Origin of the sequence: Adlercreutzia equolifaciens DSM 19450, assembly GCF_000478885.1 — a bacterium.
GTDB classification, from domain to species: Bacteria; Actinomycetota; Coriobacteriia; order Coriobacteriales; family Eggerthellaceae; genus Adlercreutzia; species Adlercreutzia equolifaciens.
In genome coordinates this window covers 82,147-107,879 of the sequence record NC_022567.1, presented here as the reverse complement: position 1 = coordinate 107,879, position 25,733 = coordinate 82,147, and the positions used below count along the sequence as shown (strand labels likewise).

The following is a 25,733-nucleotide window of genomic DNA, read 5'->3' as shown; positions in this document are numbered from 1 at the left end:
ATTCTCTCTATACTTTAGATTGCCCATTATCCAGCTTATTTAGGTTGATGACCCTTATTGGACGTCCATCTTGCTCGACAGCTCCTTTTTTAAAGCCTGATATGACTCTTCGCTCATTGCGTGCTCCATGCGACAGGCATCCCTTTGTGCAATTTCAGTCGGAATGCCAAGGTTGGTAAGAACCTTGAAGAAGAAGCAATGGCGGTCGTAAACTCTTTCAGCGATTTTGCGTCCCCCATTTGAAAGGCGAACCAAACCTCGAGGCCTAAATTCAACATATCCTTCCGCGCTCAAGGAGGACATAGCTTTTGATATGCTCGCCTTGGAAAAACCCATTCTACTGGCCATATCCACTTGCCTTACAAAACCACCAGAACGAGTTTCGAGAATAAGCAGGTTTTCTAGATAGTCTTCCCTTGACTCACTCAAAGTCATCAGTTCCACCTCACTTAATTCAAAATCCGACCCGTCGACGACTGAAGCTCCACCATTTTCTTGAACAGGCTGTCTTCGCGCTCCATGAGCTCCGACGGCTTTCCTTGCTCGGCAACGCGGCCTCCATCCAGCACCACGATTTTGTCGGCGCTCATCACGGTTCTCATCCGGTGCGCGATGACCAGCACGGTTTTGCGTTCAAGGAGACACGATAGCGCCTCCTGCACCTTCGTCTCATTTTCAACGTCAAGTGAAGCGGTCGCCTCATCCAGAAGAACAATGGGGGCGTTTTTGAGGATCGCCCGGGCAATCGATATGCGCTGGCGCTCGCCTCCGGACAAAAGCGCGCCGTTCTCGCCTATCCTCGTTTCATAGCCCTTCGGCATGCGGGAGACAAAATCATCGCAGTTCGCCGCCCGAGCCGCCGCAAACACCTCCTCATCCGTGGCATCTGGCCTACCGAGTCGGATGTTCTGCATGATCGTGTCGTCGAACAGAACCACATCCTGGAACACTTGGGCGAAATCGACGAGAAGGGCCTCGGGGTCGACGGTCGAAACGTCCACGCCTCCGATGCTCACAACGCCATCGTCGGCATCCCAGAAACGGGCAGCCAGCTTGGCCGCGGTGGACTTGCCGCCCCCGCTCGGACCGACCAAGGCGGTCACCTCGCCCTCCTTCGCAACAAATGAGACGTTCGAGAGAACCTTCTCGCCTCCTTCGTACGAAAAAGTCACGTTGTCGAAAGAAATGTCGTGATTCGCCGGCTCGAATTCCATCGACCCGGTTTGAGGCCGCTCGTGCTCGATGGAGTGCATGCGCTTGATTCCGAGCTTGAGATTGAGAAGCTCCGTCACAACTTCAAGCACGGTGTTGATCGGATCGTAGAATCTCGTCACCACGAGAAGGAAGCAGAAGTACACCATGAACTCTAGTTCCCCCGATGCCAAAAGCAGGGCTCCGACGAGGACGGTCGAAGCTATTCCGAGCTTGAGGAACGCTTGCGCGGCCGACACGGGAACGGCACTCGAAAGCTCCGAGACGATCTGGGCCTTCTCCGCGCGATCGATCTTCTGATCCAGTTGCTCGAGATACGTTTCCGATTGGTTCGCCGCCGTGATCTCTTGGGCGCATTCGAGGTACTCCTGCAAGCCGTCCGCAACGTCAAGCTGGCGGTCGATGAGAAACTGCCCCTTCGCATCTTGGCTCTTCCGAGAGAAGGCGATGATGAGCAAGGCGATGGGAAGAACCCAGAGGGCGGCGATGGCCATCTTCCAGTTGAAGAGCAGAAGCATGATCGAGATCAATATGGTCGACGCGCCGGTTCCGAACAAAAGGGGCATGATATGGGAGAACATGCGCTCCTGATCGGCGCAGTCCTTCATGATGGTGGTGGTGAGGTCCGAGAGGTCGCGCCTTCCGAAAAAGGAAAGGGGCAATCTGCGCAGCACCTCGGCAAGCTCGATCCGCTTTCTGGCACTCTCGCCGTACACGACATTGTAGGTGAAATGGTATTCGAGCCATTGGGTCAGCAGCATGAGCAGGAGTATGACGACGATGGCTGCAAGATAGCCACCAAGAGCAGGGAGGGGCTTCGAGGGGTCGAGCAGATGATCCAGGTAGTCGTTGGTCGCCATGCACAGCACGCCAATGGGTGCCATCATGACGAGGTTGGCGAGAGCGCAGAAGAACGCGCCTCTCTTGAACTCGAAAGCACCCCGCTCGGTCAAAGCGAACTTCTCACGCAGCATCGTTGGCACCCCCTCCGATTCTCCAAGAGACTGATTTCTGATAGTCCTCCCACATCCGGCGATACACTCCCTTGCTTTCGACAAGATCCCCGTGGGATCCCGATTCCGAGATGGCCCCGTTCTCCACGACGCAGATCCTGTCCGCGCCCACCACGGTCGATAGCCGGTGTGCAATCATGAGAACGGTCTTGCCGTGCGTAAGACGCGCGAGCGCACGTTGGATAAGGGCTTCGTTTTCCGGATCGGCGAACGCTGTGGCCTCGTCCAAGACCACGATAGGCGCATCTTTCAGAATGGCCCGGGCAAGCGCGATACGCTGGCATTCGCCGCCCGACAGGTAGACGCCCTTCGCGCCGACCACCGTGTCCAAGCCCTCGGGCAGCTTCGCGATGATGTCGTCGCATTGCGCCGCGTGCGCGGCCGCCTCCACCTCCGCGCGCGTAGCCGACGGGCGCGCGAATCTGATGTTGTCAATGAGGCTGCGCTTGAAAAGCCGTGTGTTTTGGAAGACGAAGGAAACGGAATCCATCAGTTCCGAACGGGGAACATCCCGCACATCAACACCGCCGACAAGCACCCGTCCTTCATCGACGTCCCAGAACCTCGGAACAAGGCTTGCAATGGTGCTCTTGCCTCCTCCCGACGGCCCGACGAGCGCCATCGTTTCTCCTTCGGGAATCGCAAAGCTCACGTTCTTGACGGCAGGTGCGTCAGCGCCCGGATACGTGAAAGACACCCCTTCAAAAACGATATCGCACGTCCCGCTCGCCCTCCCGCCTTTCGCAGAACAGCAAGGCATCTCCGGCGTGGATAGGATCCCCTCGATTCGCATCACGGCATCTTGGGCCATCGCCGCAGCTTCAGAGGCGTACAGTATCTTGGTCATCATCGATGTCGTCACCGCGCTGAACACCACGTAGAAGAGGAAGTCCGTGAAGAACGACGCGAAGTCCCCTGCTGCCCCCGCAAGCAGGATGCTGGCGGGAACCAGCACAGCAAAGGTCGAGTTGATCGCCACGATCTGCACGACCTGCGGTTTTTCGCACAACTTCGAATAGCCATGGGCCATATCCCGGTACTGCAGGATGGCCTCCTTGAATGCGTTGAACGAATCGACCGTTTGCTGGAACACTTTGACGACGGGCATGCCTCGAACATATTCGGTCGCAGCGGCGTTCATTCGGTTCAATGCCTGCTGGTAGTTCGACACGAAAGTCAGATAGCTTGAGTTCTCATCGCTGCCTCCCCCTCCCATCATCCTCCAAATGCACGCGAAGGACACCGCGATGGGAACCAGGCACGCCAAACCCATGGCCCAGTCGAAGATGAACATCACGACGACAAACACAACGGGGGTGATGAGGGCTCCCACGAAATCAGGGAACTTATGGGCAAGCACGGACTCGGTCTGGCCGGCGCAGCCGTCGATCACCCTCCTTAGTTCGCCGGTCGAATGCTCGTCGTAGTAGCCAAGGGGAACCTTGGAGAGATGGTGGGTCGCGGCCTTCCTCATGTTGTTGCCGGTTCGGAATGCCGCGATATGAGTGCACATCAACGCCGCGAAGTACACCACCACTCCGGCCACCGCGAATCCGACTGCCAGCCATGCGTAAAAGGCCGCGCCACTCGCTTCGCTCCATTGAGGAGCCACTGCGACAAACTGCGACATGATAAACCAGACGCACACAAGGGGCATCACAGCAAGCAACGAATGCAGACCAGACAAGGCGCAGCCCACCACGGTGAGGATTTTGTAAGGCCCTGCGAAGTCAAGCAACCTGAACAGCGGATGGGGTGCTTTGCGTTTCGACTTTTTGTTCTCTGGGCTTTGTTCCGTCATTTCTCCTCCTGCTCTATTACCAGGACGTTGTTTTGCACTTGCAGCGACTTGAATATTTCCGCAAACTGACCGCGTTACGCTGGGGGTGCAAAAAAATGGTATTCTGTCGCAACCAGCAAATAGAAAGGTGCTGAATATGGGGTCGACGCGCCAGACAGCCAGCTTGCCAGCAATTGACGTGACTTCTATCTGCGATGCCGCCTTGAAGCTCACCAAAGAATTTGGCATAGATGGTTGGTCTATTCGTCAACTGGCTAAAGAAATTAACGCGTACCCAGGTGTCATTAATTACCACGTTGGTCGAAGAGAAGATGTGGTACATCTTGTTATCGAGCACGTTAATGCCGAAATCGACCTTCCTGAGCCTCGCGAGAATTGGAAACGATGGTTCAAGCTTCTTCTTGAGGGGATGCGTTCCACCCTGAGAAAGTACCCCGGAGTCGCTCGTAGACTCGCTGCCGTAGGTCCTGGCCTTGGGGAATCCGACCGCATTATCAATTGCGGCATTCAAGTGCTGAGAGATGCTGGGTTTGGCGATTGGTCCACTCTTGTTTATTCCGTTTTGCTTTGCCAAACTTGCGCGTTCGTTGCTACCGAGGATGACAGGGACAAAATGGACGATGTGCGCAAAGAGGTGGGGGGTTCGTATGCGAGTGCGCTTTCTGCGTCCGATCCCGGTATTGCCGCTTTGGCAAAAACGGTCAAACTCCTGACCGAAGAAGAAAGCCTGAGGAGAAGTTTTTTTGATCATCAGTTCTCAGTCCTTCTCGATGCTCTTCTCGGCGGATTGGAAGAGATTTTTTTAAAGGGCTGACTAGCGTATCGAGGTCTTAAGAGCATTTAAATCAATTTTTCCTATGGGGGTCAGGGGCAACAACTCACGAATCTCTACTCTGTCTGGATGCTTGAATGGGGCGATTCCTATGTTGTTTAAAAACTCCCTTATGGATTCCAAGTTGGGCGCATCGCCGCTGCAAACGATAAACGCACACGTCTTTTCGCCAAGGGCTTGATCCGGTATCCCGCAGACGGCTACGTCTACGATGCCGGGCATTTCTCTAAGACTTGCCTCTACGTCTTCCGCCGAGAAAGTCTCACCGCCACGGTTTATTGTGTTTTTCAGACGTCCCGTGATTTTGAAGTTGCCGCAGGGATCCCTCACCGCTAAATCCCCCGTATGATAAAATCCTTCCGAATCAAAAGAGCGCAGAGTAGAATATTCATCTTCGTAATATCCACTCATCAGATACGGTCCTTTCCATATCAATTCCCCTTCTTCGCCGTCTGCGCAAGGTTGCCCATCTTGTCCGATGATAAGAGGGCGATCGTTTTCGGAAAGGGGGAAGCCTTGGGTGGTAAAGGCGATTTCCTCTGGCGCTTCAGGGCTTGTCAGCGTCAATATTCCTTCAGTCATGCCGTATGATTGCTGGACAGCGCAAGAGAAAGCGGCAGAAAGCCTCTTGGCATCTTTTGCGGTAAATCGCGCACCTCCTACATGGATGGACTCAAGGCTTGAAAGATCAACAGGATACCAGTCGAGTGCGTCCATCCAGAGGTTTACCGCCGATGGAACTGCTGTTATTGTCGTCACTTTTGCAGAAGAGATCAATGGAAACACTTCATCGGGACTCACGCTTTCCGCCAAAATGACGGTGCCTCCTTTTTCTAGCGCACCAAGTGCGCCGGGGCATGCGAGCGGCAAATTATGGCATATCGACAAAGCTGCTAGGTATTTTGTTTTTTCGGAAAAAAGCGATCGGGAAGCCGCTTCCACGAAATTGTACACATAGCTGAAATTTGAGCGAGGAATAAGTTTAGGGAGTCCTGTTGTACCACCCGACGGAAGCAGGAACAAAATTGATGAGGAGTGGGGTGCTGTGGCTTGCCAGAGCTCTCCGCGCATATCCGAAACTGATCGATATTGATCGGAAGATCCGATGACAAAACATTTTAGCCTTGGATTGTCCTTTTTGATGGCTTTTGCTAAGGACTCGTAATCATAAGCCGGGGAAGAACACGGAACAATTAGGCAGGATGCATTTGACTTTGAGCAGAAATGAGAGATTTCCGCTTTGCGATGAGTCGGCAAAGCAAGTACGGGGATGCATCCTCTCATTACTGACCCGAACAAGATTATAAGAGATTCAGCTTTGTTCGGAAGCTGAAGGACGATCCTGTCCCCAGCTTCTATCCCCTCCGAAGCAAGGCAAGAGGCGAATCGCCTTGCCGCATCAAATAGCTCAGTGTAAGTATACGTGGTTTCTCTGTCGCGAACCGCAATATTTGCCCCATATTCACGCTCCCATTGCGCAATACGTTCAACAAGAGTGAAACCAACGTCGGTTGCCCTTCTCATAAAACCCCCTTCTGCCATCCGAAGCCTTAGAAGATATTTGCGCAATATTTGCAAACAACAACCCTTTCGCTATAAGTATACTATAGCTAACATTATGTTAGTATGCCTTATATTCAAAGACTTATTGCTTGAAAGGGCGGTTGGCATGTCTGAAGTATGCGTGGAGCTAGTTGGAAAGCTTGTTGGGGAAATGCTCGGACTGTCAAAAGAAGAACTAAGCCCTTCGGATAATCTTATCAGTTTGGGGCTAGGATCTCTTGACATTATGAGAATAGCTGGGTTGCTAACAAAGAATGGCTGCAATGTTACCTTTTCAGAATTGGTTTCGAATCCCTGTATGGCTTCTTGGGTAAATTTTGCAAGAGAGAGGTCTGCGAGAAGCTCGTCTAATGGCAGCCCTCTCCTCGGTTCCGCAAATTACAGCAAAGGCGACCCCTTTCCGATCACGTCCGTCCAACATGCCTATATGGTTGGAAGGCGAGACGGACAGGAGCTAGGGGGAACCGCTTGTCACGCTTATATGGAATTCGAATGCGGATCTCTCGATGCGGCCAAACTCGAACGCGCAGTGGAACTTCTTATTCTAAGGCATCCCATGCTGCGCGCCCGGTTCTCTGATGACGGAACAGCCCGCATCGAAGACAAAGTAACTTGGAAGGGACTAACCACCTACAGAGTGGAAGGAGCAGGCAATCCCGACTCGAGGATTGAAGGTATTCGCCAAGAATTAAGTCACCTACGTTTCGACATCGAGCAAGACGATCTCATAGATGTACGCCTTACTGTCGTATCACCGAAACGCACTATCATGCATATCAACGTCGATCTTCTTGCAGCTGATGTGCTTAGCATCCAAGTTCTCTTAGAGGATCTAGCGCATCTCTACGACGGAACGGATCTCGCCCCCATCGAGATAGACTTCATGGAGTATGCGAGAAGAACCGGAATCGGAGAAGACGCACGAAACGAGGATAGAGAATACTGGCTGAATCGAATAGACAACATGCCAGGCGGCCCCTCTTTGCCACTGAAAGCCCCTATGGAGAGTGTCAAAAGATCTCAATTCACTCGTATGGAGTACTTAATTGATTCTAAGTCTTGGAAGAACTTCACCGAGAAAGGACGGCAAATCGGGGTTACCCAATCTATGGGCATCGCCGCTGTTTATGCCAAGGCTCTTTCTCGATGGAGCGAAGACAAGAAATTTCTTCTCAACCTTCCGCTGTTCAACAGAAAACCAATTCACCCAGACGTTGACAAGATCGTATCCGACTTCACCTCTCTTATCCTTCTTGAGGCTGATTGCGCAAACGCAATTTCCCTTCTTGAACTAGCTTCTCAAATGCAAGGACGCTTTCAGCAGGATGTTGCGCACTCTTCATTTGGAGCTGTAGAGGTTTTGAGAGAGCTTTCTCACCGTTGCCCAAACGATCCCAAGAAAGCCCCTGTTGTATTCGCTAGCAATATCGGCACCCAATTTATCTCCAACAAAGTGGAAGATGTTTTCGGTCCCTTGTCGAAGATGCTAGCAGAAACACCACAGGTATTGCTGGATCATCAGATATACGATCATAAAAACGGGTTGCTTTTGGCGTGGGATTACGTTTCCGAATTGCTTGATGACAAAATAGCCAAACAGATGTTTGAGGCATATTGCACAGCAGTGCGCTTCTACTGCGAAAACGACTGGTCGGAGCCGTTCCCCGACCTGCTGCCCCCTTCGCAGCGCGCGGCGCGCGCCGAGGCGAACTCGGAGGGGGCCGACCTCGGCGGCGGGACGCTCCACGGACGGTTCTTCGCCCGCGCCCAGGCCGAGCCGGATGCCCCGGCGCTGCGGTGGGGAGCCGACGGCGAGGCGACCTACGGGGAGCTTGCCGGCCGCGCCCTGCGCATCGCCGGGGGGCTCGCCGCCGCCGGCGTGGGCGAGGGCGACCGCGTGGCCGTCAGGCTCCCGAAGGGGCCCGGCCAGGTGGCAGCCGTGCTGGGCGTGCTGGCCGCCGGGGCGGCGTACGTCCCCGTCGGCGTCTCCCAGCCCGAGGCCCGCGCGGCGCTCATCCTCGAACAGGCGGGCGCGTCCCTGTGCGTCGACTCCACCGAGCTGGCCCGCCTCGAGGCGGCCGACCCCCTCCCCGCGCCCGCCGGCCCCTCCGAGCGCGCGCTGGCCTACGTGATCTACACGTCCGGCTCCACCGGGGTGCCGAAGGGGGTGGCGGTGAGCCACGCCGCCGCGTGGAACACCATCGCCGATGTCGTGCGCCGATGGGGCATGGGGCCGGGAGATGCGGTCCTGGGCGTGTCGGCCCTTGACTTCGACCTCTCCGTGTTCGACATCTTCGGGGCCCTCTCGTTCGGAGCCGCCGTCGTGCTGCCCGACGAGGAGGAGCGCCGCGACGCATCGGCGTGGCGCGAGCTCGTCTCGTCCCGGGGCGTGACGGTGTGGAACTCGGCCCCCGCCCTGCTGGACGTGATGCTCGACGACGGCCCCGGGGCCGCGGCCGGTCTGCGGTTGGCCCTCGTCTCCGGCGACTGGGTGCCGCTGGGTCTGCGCTCGAAGCTGCCCGAGGGGGTGCTGCTCGTGGCCATGGGCGGCGCGACCGAGGCCGGCATATGGTCGAACTACTTCGAGGTCGGGGAGGTCGATCCCCTACGGCAGACCCCTCTCCAACCAGTCCTTCCGCGTCGTGGGCGAGGACGGCCTCGACTGCCCCGACTGGGTGCCCGGCGAGCTGTGGATCGGCGGGGGGAGCCTGGCCGACGGGTATCTGGGCGATCCGGGGAAGACGGCCGCCTCCTTCGTCGAGGACGGGGGGCGCTGGTACCGGACGGGGGACATGGGCCGCTACTGGCCCGGAGCCGTCTTGGAGTTCCTCGGTCGCAAGGATTCCCAGCAGCAGGTGAAGATACGCGGCCACAGGGTGGAGCTGGGCGAGGTCGAGGCCGCCGTGGCCGGATGCCCCGGGGTGAAGGGGGCCGTGGCCGTCGTGGCCGGCGAGCGCGAGCGCTCGGTGGTGCATGCGTTCGTGGTCGCCGACGAGGGGGCTGACGTGGATCCGGCCGGGGTGCTGTCCCGCGTGGCCGGGCTCCTTCCCTCCTACTTCGTCCCCCATGACGTGACGGTCCTAGACGAGTGGCCCTTGAGCGCGAACGGGAAGGTCGATCGAAAGGCCTTGGCCGGCATGGCCCCCGAAGCGGCCCCGTCCGCATCCTCCCTGTCCGAACCGGCCACCGAAGCGGAGCGCGCCGTGGCGTCGGTGTGGGAGGAGCTGCTCGATGCGGGGCCCGTCGGAAGGGAGTCGAACTTCTTCGAGCTGGGCGGCGACAGCCTCATGGCATCACGAGTCATCGGCAGAGTGCGGGCACTCGGATACGAGGATGCTCGCCTTCAGCTTCTTTTTGATACGGAAAATCTAAGTGAGTTTTGCAAGACGCTCAGGAAAAGAGAAGCTCCCCCAAAGCAGGAAGCTCTCATTGAGGTAGATCCGTCAAAAGAATACGAGAGTTTTCCTTTGACGGAAATACAACACGCTTATCTGGTGAGCCGCGGAGACTCATCCAGCCAAGCCACCGTTGGCACAACCTACTGCCAGATATTCGCAGTAGACGAAATCGATCTTGATCGGCTTGATGCTGCATGGGGCAAAGTGCAGAAGAGACACGGAATGATGAGAGCATCGGTCGAAGAAGACGGAACTCAATCCATTGCACCGTCTTCCAAAATCGGACACATAGAGCGAGCTGAATGCGCAAATAGCTCTGAAGCAAAGCAGCAACTCGAAGAGATTAAACGTACTGTATTCGCATTGGCAAAACCCCCTCTTCATCGCGTGGTCTCAATTTCTTGGCATGAAGAATCAGGAAAGCAAACTCGACTTGTATTCTGCTTCGACTATACGGTGCTTGACGCACTTAGCGTTATGACCGTTCTCGCCGAACTGGCCGAACTCTACGAGAACCCCGGGGCCGACCTCCCCGGCATCGGCCTGACGTTCAGGGATTTCGTCGTCGGGCACCGGAGAGACGGTCGCGAGGTTGAAGAGGCGGAGGGCTACTGGCGCTCGCGCTTGCCCGAGCTGCCGCCCGCGCCGCAGCTCCCCCTCGCCGCCGACCCCTCGACGGTCGGGGAAGGGAGGTTCGAGCGCCTGTGGCGGACGGTTGCCGAGCCCGAATGGTCGGCGGTCAAGGAAAAGGCCCGGCTGCACGGCATCACACCCTCGGCAGTCCTGCTTGCTTGCTACGCGAGGGTGCTGTCAGCCTGGAGCGGAGGGGGCGGCGTGACGCTGAACCTGACCATCTTCGACCGCCCCGAGGTCCATCCCGACATAGACAAGGTGGTGGGCGACTTCACCACCCTTCTCCCGGTGGCATGCCGCCCCTCGGCCGATGCGTCCGTCGAGGCCCAGATGAGGGGCGTCCAGAACGAGCTTGCCGGAGGATTGGAGCATAGGGCGGTCTCGGCCGTGTGGGTCCAGCGCGAGCTGGCGCGCTCCGCAGGGACCTCCGGAGTGGTTCTGCCCGTGGTGTTCACAAGCGCCCTCGGCCTGAGTAGGTTCGATCTCGACGGCGGCTTCATGGATTATCTGGGCGGCCTGTCCCAGACTCCACAGGTGTGGCTCGACCACCAAGCCATGGAGAGAGGCGGCGGCGTCATGCTCTCGTGGGACTACGTGTCCGAGCTGTTCCCCGACGGAATGATCGCCGATATGTTCGATGCGTACTGCTCGGCCGTCTCCTCTTTGGCGGCCTCAGACTGGTCGGAGCCGTTCCCCAACCTGCTGCCCCCTTCGCAGCGCGCGGCGCGCGCCGAGGCGAACTCGGAGGGGGCCGACCTCGGCGGCGGGACGCTCCACGGACGGTTCTTCGCCCGCGCCCAGGCCGAGCCGGATGCCCCGGCGCTGCGGTGGGGAGCCGACGGCGAGGCGACCTACGGGGAGCTTGCCGGCCGCGCCCTGCGCATCGCCGGGGGGCTCGCCGCCGCCGGCGTGGGCGAGGGCGACCGCGTGGCCGTCAGGCTCCCGAAGGGGCCCGGCCAGGTGGCAGCCGTGCTGGGCGTGCTGGCCGCCGGGGCGGCGTACGTCCCCGTCGGCGTCTCCCAGCCCGAGGCCCGCGCGGCGCTCATCCTCGAACAGGCGGGCGCGTCCCTGTGCGTCGACTCCACCGAGCTGGCCCGCCTCGAGGCGGCCGACCCCCTCCCCGCGCCCGCCGGCCCCTCCGAGCGCGCGCTGGCCTACGTGATCTACACGTCCGGCTCCACCGGGGTGCCGAAGGGGGTGGCGGTGAGCCACGCCGCCGCGTGGAACACCATCGCCGATGTCGTGCGCCGATGGGGCATGGGGCCGGGAGATGCGGTCCTGGGCGTGTCGGCCCTTGACTTCGACCTCTCCGTGTTCGACATCTTCGGGGCCCTCTCGTTCGGAGCCGCCGTCGTGCTGCCCGACGAGGAGGAGCGCCGCGACGCATCGGCGTGGCGCGAGCTCGTCTCGTCCCGGGGCGTGACGGTGTGGAACTCGGCCCCCGCCCTGCTGGACGTGATGCTCGACGACGGCCCCGGGGCCGCGGCCGGTCTGCGGTTGGCCCTCGTCTCCGGCGACTGGGTGCCGCTGGGTCTGCGCTCGAAGCTGCCCGAGGGGGTGCTGCTCGTGGCCATGGGCGGCGCGACCGAGGCCGGCATATGGTCGAACTACTTCGAGGTCGGGGAGGTCGATCCGTCGTGGAGCTCGATCCCCTACGGCAGACCCCTCTCCAACCAGTCCTTCCGCGTCGTGGGCGAGGACGGCCTCGACTGCCCCGACTGGGTGCCCGGCGAGCTGTGGATCGGCGGGGGGAGCCTGGCCGACGGGTATCTGGGCGATCCGGGGAAGACGGCCGCCTCCTTCGTCGAGGACGGGGGGCGCTGGTACCGGACGGGGGACATGGGCCGCTACTGGCCCGGAGCCGTCTTGGAGTTCCTCGGTCGCAAGGATTCCCAGCAGCAGGTGAAGATACGCGGCCACAGGGTGGAGCTGGGCGAGGTCGAGGCCGCCGTGGCCGGATGCCCCGGGGTGAAGGGGGCCGTGGCCGTCGTGGCCGGCGAGCGCGAGCATCTTTTTGCTGTCGCAATCCCTGCCATCAGCGAAGCCCCCATCGCCTCGATTAGCGAGAGATCGCCAGTCGAGAACAGGGAAGCTGAACACACGCGGCTCACTGCGCTTTCTAATATTCTTATCAAAGAGCGAGGCTTGTCGAATGACAGGCTTTTTACGAACGAGCAGAGTGACGAATCTTCTTCACGATATCACGCGGTTATGGAAATGCTCTCTCGCAACACTTCAAATTGCTCAACAGTATGCCGAGACAACACATTGGAAGAAGCCGCTGATTTCTATGAAAAGATACTGACAGAAGCCGCAGACCCTTCCACGTTGTACGAAAGCGACAGGTTCTCTCCTGAAGCCCTCTTTCTCTCTCGCAACTCGTCCCAAAGAATCATCAAGGACGCAATCGCCACAATCAAGGCAATGGCTGAAACGCTTGGCCGCAAACTTAAAGTCGCTGATTTCGGATGCCGAAGTGGACGCATATCAGCCCTGTTGCTCCCCGAGGTCGCAGATACTATCTCGGAATACCATCTGCTCGACACTTCTCAATCTATGCTAGATATGGCCAAAACAAGGCTAGACGACTTTTCAGAAAAAGTGAGAACAGCAAAGCTTACAAAAGTTGTCGATCAAGATATTCATGCACGTTTCGATGTTGTGGTGTCGATAAACGCAATTCACACCATGGAAGAACCTTCTGAGGCAATAAGTGCTCTTGGAGAAACCCTAGCAGCAGACGGCAGGGCTTTCATTGTGGATCCCACCGAGTTTGCCCCTTCCGCAATGGTAACAGCTGCAATTGCCCAGTGCGCATTTGGCGATGGGGAACCGAGCGGTCTGCTTTCTCCCGAGAAATGGATCGACTCTCTTTCGGAGAAAGGATTGCGTGCCGACTGGGTAAAAATCGACGATGGCCTGTTCATCTCTCTGTCCAGCCGAACTTCTCCACCTATCGACCTCACACTTCTCCGCTCTACTCTAGAAAAAGAAGTTCCCGCATATATGGTTCCCGAGCATCTTGGAATCCTACCTTCTCAGCCGCTATCCAGAAACGGAAAAGTGGATAAAGGAAGCGTTAAAGACTGGGCTGAATTGTATTGCTCTTTCTGTGATGCATCTGACAATTATATTGAGCCAAATGGAGAAATCGAGAAAAAGGTTTCGTCTATATGGTCAAAATTCCTTGGAGGAAGGCGTGTCGGCCGCTACGATGGATTTTTTGAATACGGAGGAGACAGCCTAAGTGCTACGCGGATGATTTCCGCTCTTTCAAAAATTGGCATCAAAGCAAGTCTAAAGGAGCTTTTCGCCTCAGGAAATCTTGCAGACTTCTGCAAAGGGCTTTCCATTTCGTCTCCTAATAACTCCAAGGCAATCACTATCAATGAAGAGTTGAGATTTGAGCCGTTCGACCTCACCGAGGTACAGAGGGCATACACCATAGGAAGGACCAGCGGTCTCGACTTGGGCAAGGTAGGATCCTATTGCTTCTTCATGTTTGAAACTAGCGAATACAGTCACGACAGATTTGCATCAGCATGGAGGATTCTGCTCGAGCGTCACGGAGCCTTGCGCACTCTTCTAGTCAAGAATGGCGAGAAGCAGCAGGTGTATCGATCATCTGATCTGAATCTACCTCTGGCTGTCCAAAATGCAATGGATTCAAAAGATGCTCGTAAAATAGTCGAACAAGCAATGTCGCATAGATCGATAGATCTAACGAAATCTCCCGGCTTTGAAGCTCTCTCGGCAGTTTATAGCAGCGGTGCTGTTGTCGGTATTGGCTTCGACAACACTATGGTAGACGGCGTGAGCATGAGCACCGTTCTCGCCGAACTGGCCGAACTCTACGAGAACCCCGGGGCCGACCTCCCCGGCATCGGCCTGACGTTCAGGGATTTCGTCGTCGGGCACCGGAGAGACGGTCGCGAGGTTGAAGAGGCGGAGGGCTACTGGCGCTCGCGCTTGCCCGAGCTGCCGCCCGCGCCGCAGCTCCCCCTCGCCGCCGACCCCTCGACGGTCGGGGAAGGGAGGTTCGAGCGCCTGTGGCGGACGGTTGCCGAGCCCGAATGGTCGGCGGTCAAGGAAAAGGCCCGGCTGCACGGCATCACACCCTCGGCAGTCCTGCTTGCTTGCTACGCGAGGGTGCTGTCAGCCTGGAGCGGAGGGGGCGGCGTGACGCTGAACCTGACCATCTTCGACCGCCCCGAGGTCCATCCCGACATAGACAAGGTGGTGGGCGACTTCACCACCCTTCTCCCGGTGGCATGCCGCCCCTCGGCCGACGCGTCCGTCGAGGCCCAGATGAGGGGCGTCCAGAACGAGCTTGCCGGAGGATTGGAGCATAGGGCGGTCTCGGCCGTGTGGGTCCAGCGCGAGCTGGCGCGCTCCGCAGGGACCTCCGGAGTGGTTCTGCCCGTGGTGTTCACAAGCGCCCTCGGCCTGAGTAGGTTCGATCTCGACGGCGGCTTCATGGATTATCTGGGCGGCCTGTCCCAGACTCCACAGGTGTGGCTCGACCACCAAGCCATGGAGAGAGGCGGCGGCGTCATGCTCTCGTGGGACTACGTGTCCGAGCTGTTCCCCGACGGAATGATCGCCGATATGTTCGATGCGTACTGCTCGGCCGTCTCCTCTTTGGCGGCCTCAGACTGGTCGGAGCCGTTCCCCGACCTGCTGCCCCCTTCGCAGCGCGCGGCGCGCGCCGAGGCGAACTCGGAGGGGGCCGACCTCGGCGGCGGGACGCTCCACGGACGGTTCTTCGCCCGCGCCCAGGCCGAGCCGGATGCCCCGGCGCTGCGGTGGGGAGCCGACGGCGAGGCGACCTACGGGGAGCTTGCCGGCCGCGCCCTGCGCATCGCCGGGGGGCTCGCCGCCGCCGGCGTGGGCGAGGGCGACCGCGTGGCCGTCAGGCTCCCGAAGGGGCCCGGCCAGGTGGCAGCCGTGCTGGGCGTGCTGGCCGCCGGGGCGGCGTACGTCCCCGTCGGCGTCTCCCAGCCCGAGGCCCGCGCGGCGCTCATCCTCGAACAGGCGGGCGCGTCCCTGTGCGTCGACTCCACCGAGCTGGCCCGCCTCGAGGCGGCCGACCCCCTCCCCGCGCCCGCCGGCCCCTCCGAGCGCGCGCTGGCCTACGTGATCTACACGTCCGGCTCCACCGGGGTGCCGAAGGGGGTGGCGGTGAGCCACGCCGCCGCGTGGAACACCATCGCCGATGTCGTGCGCCGATGGGGCATGGGGCCGGGAGATGCGGTCCTGGGCGTGTCGGCCCTTGACTTCGACCTCTCCGTGTTCGACATCTTCGGGGCCCTCTCGTTCGGAGCCGCCGTCGTGCTGCCCGACGAGGAGGAGCGCCGCGACGCATCGGCGTGGCGCGAGCTCGTCTCGTCCCGGGGCGTGACGGTGTGGAACTCGGCCCCCGCCCTGCTGGACGTGATGCTCGACGACGGCCCCGGGGCCGCGGCCGGTCTGCGGTTGGCCCTCGTCTCCGGCGACTGGGTGCCGCTGGGTCTGCGCTCGAAGCTGCCCGAGGGGGTGCTGCTCGTGGCCATGGGCGGCGCGACCGAGGCCGGCATATGGTCGAACTACTTCGAGGTCGGGGAGGTCGATCCGTCGTGGAGCTCGATCCCCTACGGCAGACCCCTCTCCAACCAGTCCTTCCGCGTCGTGGGCGAGGACGGCCTCGACTGCCCCGACTGGGTGCCCGGCGAGCTGTGGATCGGCGGGGGGAGCCTGGCCGACGGGTATCTGGGCGATCCGGGGAAGACGGCCGCCTCCTTCGTCGAGGACGGGGGGCGCTGGTACCGGACGGGGGACATGGGCCGCTACTGGCCCGGAGCCGTCTTGGAGTTCCTCGGTCGCAAGGATTCCCAGCAGCAGGTGAAGATACGCGGCCACAGGGTGGAGCTGGGCGAGGTCGAGGCCGCCGTGGCCGGATGCCCCGGGGTGAAGGGGGCCGTGGCCGTCGTGGCCGGCGAGCGCGAGCGCTCGGTGGTGCATGCGTTCGTGGTCGCCGACGAGGGGGCTGACGTGGATCCGGCCGGGGTGCTGTCCCGCGTGGCCGGGCTCCTTCCCTCCTACTTCGTCCCCCATGACGTGACGGTCCTAGACGAGTGGCCCTTGAGCGCGAACGGGAAGGTCGATCGAAAGGCCTTGGCCGGCATGGCCCCCGAAGCGGCCCCGTCCGCATCCTCCCTGTCCGAACCGGCCACCGAAGCGGAGCGCGCCGTGGCGTCGGTGTGGGAGGAGCTGCTCGATGCGGGGCCCGTCGGAAGGGAGTCGAACTTCTTCGAGCTGGGCGGCGACAGCCTCATGGCCATGAGAATGACGAGCGCTTTGGAAAAGCGTCTTGGATTCAAAATTGGACTTCAAGAATTTATATCCGATCCGACTGTAGCCGGAATCTGCCAAAAGATAGATACGACATGCGGGGACACATATGAGGAGGGAACCCTATGATGGACGAGATCCGATGCCTTCTTGAAGAGATGGCAGATGCGGGAATACGTTTATGGGTCGAGGACGGAAAGCTAAAATTCAGAGCGCCATCTGGAGCCATGACGGTAGAAAGGGCTAACCTGATAAAGAAGAACAGGGATGCTGTAATCGCAGCCCTCAACGAACCTCGCCCGATAAAGCGCGAGCCCGAGAAAAGGTACGATCCTTATCCTCTTACAGACATACAGCAAGCTTATCAGCTTGGCAAGAGCGAAGCTTATCCCTACGGCGGAGTGGGATGCCAAGGGTACATGGAGATTAGCTTGGGAGGCGTTGAATTCGAGCGATTGAACAACGCATGGCGAAAAGTGGTGGCTCGGCATGACGTACTTCACTCGGTCATTTCTGAAGACGGTTATCAGCAGGTGCTGGAAGAATATGATGTGGGATTGATTGAATTCGTCGAAGCCGAATCGCGAAGCTTAGAAGAGGTCGCTTCCGAATGTCGTAGAACCATGGATCACAAGGATTATGCAACCTCGGTCCATCCGTACGAACTGAAAGTGAGTACTGATGGGATTAAGTCAATCCTCCACATATCAGTCAACTTGGCTCTTTGTGACTTTTTGAGCATTACCATAATCCTCAATGATCTGGCTCGGGCATATGACGGCGAGCAACTAGATAGCAGCGACGAGATTTCCTTCAGAGATTTTGTCATGGATGCAAAAACCCGAGGAGTTTCCAGCCCTTCTCTAAAAGCAGATGAGGAATACTGGTCGGCACGCATTGACGAATTGCCTCCCGCCCCTATGCTTCCCATGGGGCCGAATCCTGACGTGCGAACGGGAGTTAGATTCATTAGGCACCAGATGAGCCTTACCGATAACGAATGGGCAGAATTCCGTCGCACAAGCGCAGAGAAAGGGGTTACCCCCACAGCTGCATTGGTCGCTGCATTCTCGGACACTTTGGCGCTGTGGGCGGAATCATCGGATTTCACGATCAATATGACAATGTTGAACAGGGGGGACGACATTCCTGGAATCATGCGTACGGTCGGTGATTTCACAATGTCAAGCCTATTGGGATTGATTCGTGACGAGCGCGCGCCCTTCTTCTCCCGCGCTCGTGCAGCGCAATCACAGCTATGGTCGGATCTTGAACATAGAAGCTTCTCCGGAGTCTCCGTGCTGAGAGAGATCGCGCGACGACGTGGACGTGCGGGCGGTGGGGCGCTCATGCCGTTCGTTTTCACGAGCAGCATCGGCCTACGCGGAGGATCGTCCTTGAGTGAAACAAGCCTCTTTCGTGGCTCTCGAGTCATCGGCGGACTTTCACAAACCCCCCAAGTATGGCTTGACTGCCAAGCGATGGAGTGGAATGGGTCTCTTGTAATCAATTGGGATGAGCGCGCTGGAGTCTTCCCTGACGGTCTGGTTTCAGATGCCTTTTCATCCTTCGAACAGACCCTTAGAAGTCTTGCCTCGAGCAAAGCGACATGGGAAGAGACACGAATAGTCCATTTACCTCAAAAGCAGAAACTTGTTCGTATCGCAGCAAACGACACCGGCAAAGAAATAGTGTCGAGTACCCTCCACTCAGACTTTATGAAGACAGCCCTCTCTCATCCAGAGCTCCCCGCCGTGCGATTGGGAGATGAGTTTGTGACATATGCGGAGCTGAGGGCGCTTTCCCTCAAAGTGGCCCATAAGTTAAAGCGAGGAGTTCGGACTGCGATCATTCTTGAGAAGAGCATTGCACAAGTAGTTGCGGTGATCGGCTGCAGCCTTGCCGGCGCTCCCTTTATTCCTCTATCCCCTGACCATCCTCGATCAAGAGTCGACACCGTTATGGGCAATGCGGAAGTGGGCGCGGTTCTCGCCAAAGCTGAAACCCTCGAAAGGCTTGACTTGGCCGGCAAAGAAGAGGCTATGGATATCGACCTTATCCTAAGCGATGACATTTCCGCTAACTTCGAGGATCGGACTTTGCCATCTGACGAAGCCTACGTGATCTACACGTCCGGCTCCACCGGGGTGCCGAAGGGGGTGGCGGTGAGCCACGCCGCCGCGTGGAACACCATCGCCGACATAAATTCTCGATTCAACGTTAGGCAGAGCGACAAGATCATCGGATTGGCCGAGCTAACCTTCGACCTAGCTATATATGATATATTTGGAATCCTTTCCGTCGGAGGAGAGCTTATCTTCCCCGAACCCTCATCACTTAATGATCCGTCGAGCTGGTGCGACGTAGTTGTTAAACGCAAGGTAACGATATGGAATTCTGTCCCCCAGCAGATGCAAATGCTTTCTTACTACCTTGATACGGCTCCGGATGTCCCCTCTCTTTCCTTGAGGCTCGCTCTCTTGTCTGGCGACTGGATACCCGTCTCTCTACCCAACGATATCGCAGATAAAATCCCTCACTTGAAAATGGTGAGCCTCGGCGGTGCCACCGAGGGAGGAATCTGGTCGATCTTCCACGAAATCAATCCATCGGATTCGGAAAAGGCAAGCATTCCCTACGGAAAGCCTCTTGCCAACCAGGAGTTTGATATCGTAGGACGCGAACTTGAATCGCTGCCTCTTCTCGTTCCGGGTGAAATCATCATTAGCGGAAAGAGCCTTGCTTCGGGCTACCTCAATGACCCTGTTCGAACATCCGAGAGTTTTATAATGCGGGATGGAGTGAAATGCTATCGAACCGGCGACATGGGCAAATACCTGGAAAACGGCGACATCGAGTTTCTCGGGCGTGCAGATCAGCAGATTAAAGTACGGGGTTACCGCGTCGAGCTAGGCGAAGTGGAAGCCGCTTTAGAAAAGGCACCGGGAGTGGACAAGGCTGTCGCATTTGCTGCCGACAACGATAAAACCGACAAGCATCTTCTCGCCGCAGTCATCGCCGAAAAGGTCAATCCCGACAAGGCAGAATCCTTGTTCAAGAGATCTACGGTCGCCATGAAAGAATGTATGAGAGATCGCTTCAGCAAAATGGCTGTCAACGAAGTTGCAGAGTATTGCCGCAAAGTTGACGAGGTCTGCTTGTCGGCCATGATGAATTTGATAGCAGATGCCGTTAGCAAAGATGGCTTCTCAATGGATGACATGATGCATGGACTCAATGCCAAAGAGAGGAACAGAAGGCTCCTAGAGAGATGGGCGAAGTCTCTCGTCGACATGAAAGCGCTCAATGCAAAGGGCGACTCGTTTTGCTTCTCGGACGATTATAAGAGAGGCGACATTGAAGCTTTATGGCAACAGCTCGAATCCTTGGAACTGAAAGTCGAGTACAGCAAAGGGCTTTTGTCGTTTTTGCACACATGCATAGATTCCTTATCCGGCCTCGTGTCGGGGAAAGTGGATCATTTATCCATACTTTTTCCCGAAGGTGGTTTTGATGTAGCCGCTTCAACCTACAGGGACAACCTAGCCTCCAAAACTCTCAACTCCACACTAGTTAGCATGGTTTCGGAATTTGCGCGCATCAAGGGTGGGTTGAGAGTTCTTGAGGTCGGGGCCGGTACGGGAGGCAGCAGCGACTCGCTCATCGATGCGCTTGAGGGAACGGGGAGCACATATCTTTTTACTGACATCTCTGAATTCTTCCTCTCTGAAGCCCGAAATCGCTACGAAGGTAAAAACTGGATTGGCTACGCCATCTACGATGTCAATAAGGATGCCAGAACTCAGGGACTTGCAGACAACTCATTTGATCTCATCGTAGGCGCAAACGTACTCCATAATTGCATCGATGTCCTTGCAGGGCTGGGGCAAATCAAATCCCTTCTTTCTCCGGGAGGCATTTTGGCCTTTATTGAGGCCACGCGCGAGAGCTTTCCCCTTATGGTCAGCATGGATTTCCAAGATGCCCTCGGGATGGAGTACTCGGATTTGCGTGCAGGAACCAGCAAGGTATTCCTTAACCTCGACGAATGGAGCGGAATCCTCGCAAAAGCAGGTTTTGGCTTGACGGACTGCTCTCCTACGAACGAAGAACCGGATCTCTTTGGCCAGCACCTGATAGTCGCACAAGCAAAGGCTGATATAGCCGCGCTTTCGGTCGATGATGTGGTATCAGCCGCACAAGAAACCCTTCCCTCATACATGATTCCTGAAGCCATTGGGATAATCGACACCCTTCCCCTTTCGAGAAACGGAAAGGTTGACAGAGCCGAGCTTAAACGCCTACCACTGCTCGGAAGAACGCAGTCGAAAACTGCGGGCATCGGAGATGAGAGAGACAGCTACCGTAGCGATTTGGAAGCACGCCTAGCTGTAGAGTTTTCTGAAGTACTCGGAGCAGATAGCGTCAGGAGGGATGATGACTTCTTTGAGCTTGGAGGCGATTCGCTTTTGGCCACCAAACTCGCAGCCCAGATAAAGAAGAACGTAGACGAAGCGGCTGAGCTTGAATGGGAGTGGCTTTTGAGAAAGATGATGGAAAGCCCAACGGTCAGCTCACTCGCACTCGCGCTCTCCAGTACAGAAGAAGCAGAAAAGGCCGCGCCCAAAGGGCAGATGGCGCCTGTTGTCGTATTGAAAGACGGAAACGGAGATGGCGTCGTTAACGTATTGGTGCATGACGGAACAGGCACTCTTGACCCATACCGCGACCTTATTAGCGCTTCGGGTGACAAACTCATCATCGGTGTGCAAATGCCCGACATGCAAAAAGCCTTGGATTATGACACCCGATCTCTTATAGAAACCCTCGGAAGAGAGTATGCCGACCGCCTCTCGGAATGGAATGGATGCAGCTTTAGGATAGTGGGATACTGCATGGGAGGTTTGATCGCAACAGAGATTGCAAGAAACCTGATGGAGCAGGGAGAAACCGTTGCCGATCTCTTTGTCATCAGCTCATATGGGTTCCCGTTCAAAATCACCGAAGACGTAATGATTGAGTATGCTTTTGCTCGCGTACTTAATGCCCCAACTGAAGACCTCGGGTATCCGAAAGACGACGAAGCCTTCGCCAACGCAATCGCTGATGCCCAGATCCGACACCCCGGAGTATTGGATCTTCTCGATGGTGAAGGCCCTGTTGTCGAAAAACTGAAGAAGATTGCCTCCCTAGATTCGAACGAGCGCATGCGTAGGATACTTTCAACCGTGACCGCCGATAGCAACGTCGTAGAAAGATTGACCCAAATTTACAGGACGTTCAAACATAATTTGATTGCAGTAATGGAATACGAATCAAAACCCTATCTTGGCCCTATCCACTTTTTGCGAGACAGTGGAAGAATGGGGCTATTCAAGAACATCGGTGGTGATGAAACGGTTTTCTGGAACAGCGTCGCCCTCATGGGGATAGACACCCAAGATATAGAAGGAGATCACTTTACCTGCATATCCGGAGAACACGCAAAAGATGTCGCAAAGAGAGTGGGGCTTCGATGATCGGAGTGCTTGGGTCGAGCGGGCATGTTGGATCACTGCTTGCCGACATGCTGAAAGCTAAGGGGTACGAGCTTCGCCTCGGTTCTCGCTCGGCCGGATTCATCGTCAACATGACAGACCCTAGTTCTTTGTCAAGATTTCTCGATGGATGCGATGCGGTGGTCAACTGCGCTGGCCCCGCGTATCTACTGAGCGAACCAGCAGCAAGAACCGCCATAAGCTCAGGCGTTGCATACTTTGACGTTGCCGGCTGCGAAAACCTGTGCAAAACCCTAGCTGACGAATCGGCGGAAACACCGGTTGTATTTTCTGCAGGAATGGTGCCGGGGCTCTCGGGTCTTCTACTAAAGATGGCTATTTCCGCAAACAAAGGACAGGATATTGTTGGCTTTGCCGGGGGAGTCCAAGATATCTCTCTGGGTGCTGCGGCGGATCTAGTTTTGAGCATGTCCGATACGTCGGGATATGGCAACAATGGCTCCATGTGGCGTAGCGGCGCAGTCCGCGAACTTGACCACGATCCAACCCCCGCCCCCTCTTGCTTTCCCGAAGGGTCGTTTTGCAGAGCCTTTTTGTCAGAAGAGGCGAGAGTCATAGCCGAGAAGGAGGCACTTCCAAGACTTGAATGGTATAACGTATTTGTAGGTGATCTGTTTTGCAAGGCTCTTGTCGACGCACAGTTGTCGAAAACCCAGAGCCTCGAAGAAGCAAGCAAGAAAATCAGCATAGCCGCATCCATCGATGCTATGGGTAGACAGGCATTTTATACGTTGGCTGCAACTTCTGGAGAAATGGCCTACATTGTTAAATCGGCCGACAGCTATGAGCTAACTGCAGCAGTGGCATGCTATGCCATAGAGAGTTTCCTTGCTGGGAGCATCCCCAATGGCGTATACAACTTGCCCGATCTGCTTGATCCAGAACTGGCGATATACGGAATTCTATCTTTGTCTAAGAGTGCTCGAATCGAAATTGCACCGTCAAAGTCTTTGTTTGAAGTCGAGGAAGGCGAGTTATGAAAGCCGTGGTTGTGGGGAGCACGTTCGGAAGCGTATATGCCGAGGGCATTAAGATTGCCGACGATGTAGAGCTGGCTGGTATTGTAGGCAGGGGGAGCAAGAGAAGCGCCGCCTTGGCTGCATCATACGGAGTTCCTCTGTATCAAGGGGCTAATGCCGTTCCGGCAAACATAGATCTTGCTTGTGTCGTGGTAAGATCAGCCATGGTTGGAGGAGATGGAGTTGAAATATCTCGCTCCTTCCTCGAGAAGGGCATTCACGTAATCCAAGAGCAGCCCATGCATAGCAGCGAGGTTCTTGAGCTGACCAGATGCGCTGCAGAACATGATTGCAAATTCATGCTTAACGGTTTCTATCCATATCTCGATTCGGTTAAGCGCTTCATTGATGCCGCAGCTTCCCTTCGCAAGGAACACGAATTGCTAAGCATAGATGTGACTACATGCGTACAAGTAGCATACCCTTTTGTAGAGGTGGTTGGGAAAGTGGCCGGAAGCTTGCATCCTTTCAGATTGGAGAAGATAGCAGATGCCGGTCCTTTTGACATCCTAGTCGGAGAAGTAGGAGGAGTTCCCCTTTCCGTTCGATTCCAAAACGAAATGGATTCCAGTGACCCAGACAATAATGCCATAGCCCTGATGCGGATGGATGTTTGCTCGGATAAAGGCATTCTGTCCCTATGCGACGTTTACGGAGATGTTCTTTGGACGCCACGGTTTCATGTCGGAAAGGCAGCAGCCGACAGCTCGAATCTCTCAACCGTCGAAAGCGCAAGTATTAACGTTCTTCATAGGAGAGCAGAGGCATATAATTCTATCCTCGCTGAACAGTGGCCGAAGGGGATTGCCAATATGCTCTCGGAGAGACTTGGAGAGCGCAACTCCCTTGCCACAACCCAATTCCAGATTTCCGCATGCCTAGCCTGGCAAGAGTTTACTTCGGCCTTAGGTGCCCCAAGCGAATTGAGGCAACGTCGTTAATGGTAGTCGAGCGAACAGCGTCATTTGGAAAGCTTCATTTAAAAGGCATTGTTGCTTCGGTAGGTTTGACCGCTGGGCTTCTCGTTTTGATATTTCCATTGCCGGAGTTGGAAAGCCCAGCACGTATTCAGCTTGCTCTCACTCTCGGTGCTTTATCGTTTTGGGCAAGCGGAGTGATGCCGGCCCCAATTACGGGCATGCTGTATATGGGGCTACTGCTCATCACGAACTCCTCTGATCCGCTAACAGTTTTTTCTGGCTGGACGAACGAAGGAGGCGGTCTATGGCTGGTGCTTTGCGCGTTTCTCATAGCTTCTGGAGTTGAAAGGTCTGGACTTGCTAGAAGAGCAGCTCTGAGTATTTGCGCATCCGGTCAAGTCAAAGGTTTTCAATCGCTCATTGCAGCGATAGCCGTCATAGAGCTGTTGTTCGCACTGATCATTCCAAGCGCCTTTGCAAGAACATTCGTCATATTGGCAGTTGCAAAAGAAGTGTGCAAAGAAAATAGCGTATCTGAGACGGATGCCGCTGTAATCAATTTTGCATGTTTTGCGCTTGCAGTTCCCACGACACTTATCTTTTTGACTTCGGAACCAGCCCTCAATACACTCGTTGTTGAATATTCCGAATTAGGGTTGAGCTGGGTTGGCTGGTTCAGCACTATAGGCATTCCCAACATCATCTACTTATTTTTAGTGACAGTTCTGTTTATAAGAGTGTTTAAGCCGTCTGGAAAGGTCTTTGTAGATGGGGTAAAAAGCCGCGCTTCGTTAGAAGACCTTGGCAGATTGAGCCCTAAAGAAAAGAAGATGGCTTTGTGGCTCTCTCTGATGATTGCATTCTGGTTGCTTTACCCTTTCATGGGAATAGGTATAGCGTGGGGAACTATGCTTCTCACATCGCTTATGTTCCTACCTCGAATCGGAGTACTTGACGCAAAAGCTTTTGCAGACGTTCCCGTGGGAACTCTTGTATTCCTCACCTGTGCGTTGTCGATCGGATCTGTAGGCGAAGCCACAGGTATGAGCCAGTGGATTGCCGATACGGCGCTCCCAGCTTCTTTACCAAGCGATATTCTGTCAACCGTCATTTTTATATCAGCAATATCATTGGCCATCCATACTTTGATAGGATCAGTGTTGGCCACCGCTGTCGTTATTTTTCCCATACTGATATCGTTCGGCGATGTAGCGGGATTGGGCGTAAGCGATGCGGGCGCTGTTCTGATCGCATACCAAATGATTGCCAGCCAGTTTTTTCTTTCGATGCATCAGGCATCGATTGCCTCTGGCATGGAGCTTGCTGGGTACGGCGAAAAGACCGTAATGAAGCTTGGCGCTCCCATGACTTGCCTTGCGCTTGTTCAGCAGGTACTCGTGACTGGCTGGCTTTTTCTTGCAGACGTTTTGTAGGATCGCTCCTAGGAGGACAAG

General features: G+C 56.3%; 10 protein-coding genes and 1 pseudogene. 7 read left to right on the top strand and 4 right to left on the bottom strand.

The window, feature by feature from the left end:
- Window positions 1–54: 54 nt before the first annotated feature.
- Genes AEQU_RS00385 through AEQU_RS00375 form a run of 3 tightly spaced genes read right to left on the bottom strand, consistent with a single transcriptional unit; the run spans window position 55 to window position 4,026 of the window.
- Window positions 55–435: a metal-dependent transcriptional regulator gene (locus AEQU_RS00385; protein WP_013981116.1), complete on the bottom strand. Its 381-nt coding sequence runs from the start codon at window positions 433–435 to the stop codon at window positions 55–57.
- A 14-nt stretch (window positions 436–449) separates the two neighbouring features.
- Window positions 450–2,186 carry an ABC transporter ATP-binding protein gene (locus AEQU_RS00380; RefSeq protein WP_009305502.1) on the bottom strand — a complete coding sequence of 579 codons (1,737 nt, stop codon included), beginning with the start codon at window positions 2,184–2,186 and terminating at the stop codon, window positions 450–452.
- A complete protein-coding gene (locus AEQU_RS00375) occupies window positions 2,176–4,026 on the bottom strand; it encodes an ABC transporter ATP-binding protein (protein ID WP_009305503.1) in 1,851 nt (616 codons plus the stop codon). Before AEQU_RS00375 ends, AEQU_RS00380 begins: the two co-directional genes overlap by 11 nt.
- A 136-nt stretch (window positions 4,027–4,162) precedes the next feature.
- Between AEQU_RS00375 and AEQU_RS00370 the strand changes: the two genes are divergently transcribed.
- On the top strand, window positions 4,163–4,840 hold the full coding sequence (locus AEQU_RS00370) for a TetR/AcrR family transcriptional regulator (protein WP_041714260.1): 678 nt from the start codon (window positions 4,163–4,165) through the stop codon (window positions 4,838–4,840).
- On the opposite strand, the gene AEQU_RS00365 is transcribed toward AEQU_RS00370, so the two are convergent.
- Window positions 4,841–6,382: a (2,3-dihydroxybenzoyl)adenylate synthase gene (locus tag AEQU_RS00365; RefSeq protein ID WP_009305505.1), complete on the bottom strand. Its 1,542-nt coding sequence runs from the start codon at window positions 6,380–6,382 to the stop codon at window positions 4,841–4,843. It abuts the gene before it with no gap.
- A gap of 94 nt (window positions 6,383–6,476) precedes the next feature.
- Here AEQU_RS00365 and AEQU_RS13000 point away from each other — a divergent pair.
- The 6 genes and pseudogenes from AEQU_RS13000 to AEQU_RS00340 form a co-directional block, all read left to right on the top strand.
- Window positions 6,477–9,005, top strand: a pseudogene (locus AEQU_RS13000) (AMP-binding protein); the annotation flags it as partial.
- Window positions 9,006–9,063: 58 nt separating this feature from the next.
- On the top strand, window positions 9,064–16,911 hold the full coding sequence (locus AEQU_RS12820) for a non-ribosomal peptide synthetase (RefSeq protein ID WP_084280247.1): 7,848 nt from the start codon (window positions 9,064–9,066) through the stop codon (window positions 16,909–16,911).
- A complete protein-coding gene (locus tag AEQU_RS00355) occupies window positions 16,908–22,301 on the top strand; it encodes a non-ribosomal peptide synthetase (RefSeq protein WP_009608914.1) in 5,394 nt (1,797 codons plus the stop codon). Before AEQU_RS12820 ends, AEQU_RS00355 begins: the two co-directional genes overlap by 4 nt.
- Window positions 22,298–23,320, top strand: coding sequence for an NAD-dependent epimerase/dehydratase family protein (locus AEQU_RS00350; RefSeq protein ID WP_009608947.1), 1,023 nt, complete (start codon window positions 22,298–22,300; stop codon window positions 23,318–23,320). Before AEQU_RS00355 ends, AEQU_RS00350 begins: the two co-directional genes overlap by 4 nt.
- A complete protein-coding gene (locus tag AEQU_RS00345; protein ID WP_009305512.1) occupies window positions 23,317–24,300 on the top strand; it encodes a Gfo/Idh/MocA family oxidoreductase in 984 nt (327 codons plus the stop codon). Before AEQU_RS00350 ends, AEQU_RS00345 begins: the two co-directional genes overlap by 4 nt.
- The gene (locus AEQU_RS00340) at window positions 24,300–25,712 is read left to right on the top strand and encodes an SLC13 family permease (protein WP_244874829.1); all 1,413 of its coding nucleotides are present in this window, start codon (window positions 24,300–24,302) and stop codon (window positions 25,710–25,712) included. The genes AEQU_RS00345 and AEQU_RS00340 overlap by 1 nt, the downstream gene beginning before the upstream one ends.
- The last annotated feature ends 21 nt before the right edge of the window (window positions 25,713–25,733 follow it).

Coding starts and splice junctions, on each gene's coding strand:
- AEQU_RS00370 (WP_041714260.1), top strand. CDS start 4,163: ATGGGGTCGACGCGCCAGACAGCCAGCTTGCCAGCAATTGACGTGACT.
- AEQU_RS00365 (WP_009305505.1), bottom strand. CDS start 6,382: ATGAGAAGGGCAACCGACGTTGGTTTCACTCTTGTTGAACGTATTGCG.
- AEQU_RS00380 (WP_009305502.1), bottom strand. CDS start 2,186: ATGCTGCGTGAGAAGTTCGCTTTGACCGAGCGGGGTGCTTTCGAGTTC.
- AEQU_RS00340 (WP_244874829.1), top strand. CDS start 24,300: ATGGTAGTCGAGCGAACAGCGTCATTTGGAAAGCTTCATTTAAAAGGC.
- AEQU_RS00350 (WP_009608947.1), top strand. CDS start 22,298: ATGATCGGAGTGCTTGGGTCGAGCGGGCATGTTGGATCACTGCTTGCC.
- AEQU_RS00345 (WP_009305512.1), top strand. CDS start 23,317: ATGAAAGCCGTGGTTGTGGGGAGCACGTTCGGAAGCGTATATGCCGAG.
- AEQU_RS00385 (WP_013981116.1), bottom strand. CDS start 435: ATGACTTTGAGTGAGTCAAGGGAAGACTATCTAGAAAACCTGCTTATT.
- AEQU_RS00355 (WP_009608914.1), top strand. CDS start 16,908: ATGATGGACGAGATCCGATGCCTTCTTGAAGAGATGGCAGATGCGGGA.
- AEQU_RS00375 (WP_009305503.1), bottom strand. CDS start 4,026: ATGACGGAACAAAGCCCAGAGAACAAAAAGTCGAAACGCAAAGCACCC.